Below are 2,913 nucleotides of genomic sequence, written 5' to 3' on the forward strand. Positions count from 1 at the left end.
GCGCTGGCCTCGCGAAATCTGGGTGATTGCCGCACGCTGTCACCGGAAGCGTGCGGCAAGGCTAAGGAGCTGAGCCAGCGCATTCTGGATAAAGGCTTGCCGTCAGTGGAGGACATGCGCGGTAAACTGGCATCGTGTCAGGATGACAGCTGCCGTAAAGGGGTCTGGACGGAATATCGACAGGCCAGTGATGCAACCATCAACAGCCTGAAACAGATGGCGTTGAATGGTGAGTTGAGTCGTGAAGAACTGGCATTCATCAACCATGAGTTGGGTAAAGAACTGGCGGTATCGGGATACCGTGCCAATGACAAGATAGGTCGTTCAGAGCAGAGCAGCTGGTTAAATGGCGGCAGCGGACCCCTCTCCGGGTTCTTTAACACGGAACTGCGTCAAAAAGAGCTGGAAAAATCGGGCTTGTCCAAAGCGGATGCGGCGCAGTACGTGAAGGAAGAGCAGCGGAACCTGATGTTGCTGGAGACTGCGGTCGGGGCTATTGGGGCAAAAACTAATAGAACTTCTATAAATGTAGTCGGAAAAGGCGCAACATTACCTACTGGTTATACCCCAAAAGGAAATTCAGTTACTGGGCCAAAAGATGGTGTTTATAATAACACTGGAAAAGTAGACGCATCAGGAAACACTATTTATAGTCACAATGGTGGGTACTATACGTTTGAAAATGGCGTGAAGACAAGAGTTCAATCACCTAATTCTGGCTCACAAGCACAACAGAATTACGAGAAAGGTAAAGAATTTGAACAATCTACTTACGATAAATTCAAAGTTGATAAAGTTGAATCAGCACAGGAAATTACTGTCAAAACAGAGAGTAATACAAAAATAAGGGTTGACATGATAGGCAAAGATAAAGAAGGAAACATTATCTGTGTTGAATGTAAAAGCTCATCAACTGCTCCATTAACAACAAATCAAAAGAAAGGTTTTCCTGAACTTGAAACCAAGGGGGGTACTGTCGTTGGAAAAGGAAAACCGGGTTTTGAAGGAGGGAGCAAAATACCGCCAACCAAGGTTGACATCATCAGACCTACTTCTAAAGATTGAGTAAGGAGTTAATATGTCTATAGAAGACGTGAACAAAATAGATATGATAGGTATACCTAATAACAATGAAAACTTAGTTGTTCTAGGACTAACTGATCATTTACCGTGGAGTGGTTCGATAGAAGAACATTTACTGAAACTACAAGAAAAAATAAATAGTTATATTCGTTTTATTGAAAGCGGGGAGATATACGAAAGCTTTCCTGCTTCCTGTGGAAAAAGTGAAACGCTAATAGAAGTTTATTTTAAGTATCATATCCCACATGAATGTGCCGATTTTTTGGAAAAGGTTGGAGAAATTCTTGCACCTGTTAATATTCAGTTACGATATGAAGAAGGTGATATTGCTTAAATAGATGTATTAATTATTTGATCTCAATGATCAGATTGGCGCAGAGGGCTTGCTCATTGCGCTAATTTCAGTCCTTTTATACCTCTGATATCAGGAGGCCGATACGGGAGCGCTACCTGTACCGCAAGACCAACGGAGAGCCGTTGAGTATTCGTACTCAGTGTCCCCAGTTGCAGCTGTTGCAGGGTAATGGCAACAAAGACCGGGTGTGGTCATGCAAAACCCGAAGCCACCGTGTATCAGAACATCGCAGGGGTACCATTCACCCGTTGCTGAAAAAGACGCGACACTAACAAGTGCCCGGTGGGAAAAACCGGCCTTCGGGGGCGAAAAGCGCGTCAGGGGGTTTTGGGTTCGGCGGTGAACGCACATCGGAAAAAACGGGTGGTAACTGACTGAGGGCATTAGGAAAATCGGCGTTCGGTAATCAACTTCGCAATGGAATGCGTTGTTACGAAAGATAATTTAGCTTATTTGGCCGAAGGACGGGATAACAGATTACCTATTCCCGAAACAACAGTTGCAGGTAATGGACTAAAAATTGAATCTAACTCTAAGCATACACCTGGAACTCAAGGGTTCAGACCGAATGCTGGTATTGAACCACGAGACTCTTTGAGCATTTTTGAAGGTTCAGTATCTATAGATTCTGATAAACATAGATATGCTAAAGACTCCAATGGACATATCCATAGATTTTCACCAAATAATACAGGTGTCTACCATTGGTCTGGTAGTACTGGAGACTCAAAAAATAAATTGGAATTAACTGGAAAGGTGAAGTCTAGGTTACAAAAACAAGAAGGGTGGAAAATAAAATGATTATTGGAGATCCTTATCAAATTGCTATCCATATTGAGCAAATTGATGTCCTGTGTTCACCGAGTGGAATGTTTAATTTTATAATTAATGACACATTAGTTCCAGGGAAAGGAGTAACAATGGATCTATACATGGTGATATCTGAACTAAAAGAGAGCCTTGAAGACGGAATGCGTAAGAACTTGCGAGATGTTGGGAATATCCCATTGTCTGATTTAGATTTTTCTGAAGGAGAACCGGAGAACTTTATCTCATTATCCTCTGAATTATCAGATTATGGCTTTATTTTTTGGTTGGGTTTTGATGGCGATGAAGATCGTCTTATTTATACAACAAATTATGAAAAAACATTCCAAGAAGAACGATATCCTAGAGGAACAATAGAAAAATTAATTAGAGACCTACCGTTAGCAGAGGATTTAGTAATGAAAAAAACAGGAGCATTTATTAATACTGAGCTGAAATCATAAAAAGTTGTTGCGGATAATAATGCCCTTGGCGCAGCAGCCGGCTCGGATCTTGGATTCTGGTTAAGTAAAACACCAGACTGCGATACGACGTGCAAGGCTAATATTGCTAAAGGTATAGCTGATGGAAACCTAATTGTCTCTGCGGGAGGAATGGCAGTAGCCGGTGGTGCCCAGATTGTGGCCGCCACACCTGAAATTGCTGCA

4 protein-coding genes are annotated in these 2,913 nt (G+C 42.3%); all 4 read left to right on the forward strand.

The features are described from left to right. A partial coding sequence (locus LGZ98_RS23250) for a hypothetical protein (RefSeq protein WP_262978677.1) occupies positions 1 to 1,065 on the forward strand: 1,065 nt, incomplete at its 5' end. 13 nt (positions 1,066 to 1,078) lie between these two features. Next, a complete protein-coding gene (locus LGZ98_RS23255; RefSeq protein WP_113044355.1) occupies positions 1,079 to 1,417 on the forward strand; it encodes a DUF6572 domain-containing protein in 339 nt (112 codons plus the stop codon). Positions 1,418 to 1,855: 438 nt separating this feature from the next. After that, positions 1,856 to 2,239 (forward strand): hypothetical protein, encoded by a 384-nt coding sequence (locus LGZ98_RS23260; RefSeq protein WP_191214988.1) that lies wholly within the window; start codon positions 1,856 to 1,858, stop codon positions 2,237 to 2,239. Continuing rightward, positions 2,236 to 2,709, forward strand: coding sequence for an Imm42 family immunity protein (locus LGZ98_RS23265; protein WP_113044356.1), 474 nt, complete (start codon positions 2,236 to 2,238; stop codon positions 2,707 to 2,709). Before LGZ98_RS23260 ends, LGZ98_RS23265 begins: the two co-directional genes overlap by 4 nt. Positions 2,710 to 2,913 lie beyond the last annotated feature (204 nt).

This window comes from Photorhabdus kayaii, from assembly GCF_025384895.1.
Lineage (GTDB): Bacteria > Pseudomonadota > Gammaproteobacteria > Enterobacterales > Enterobacteriaceae > Photorhabdus > Photorhabdus kayaii.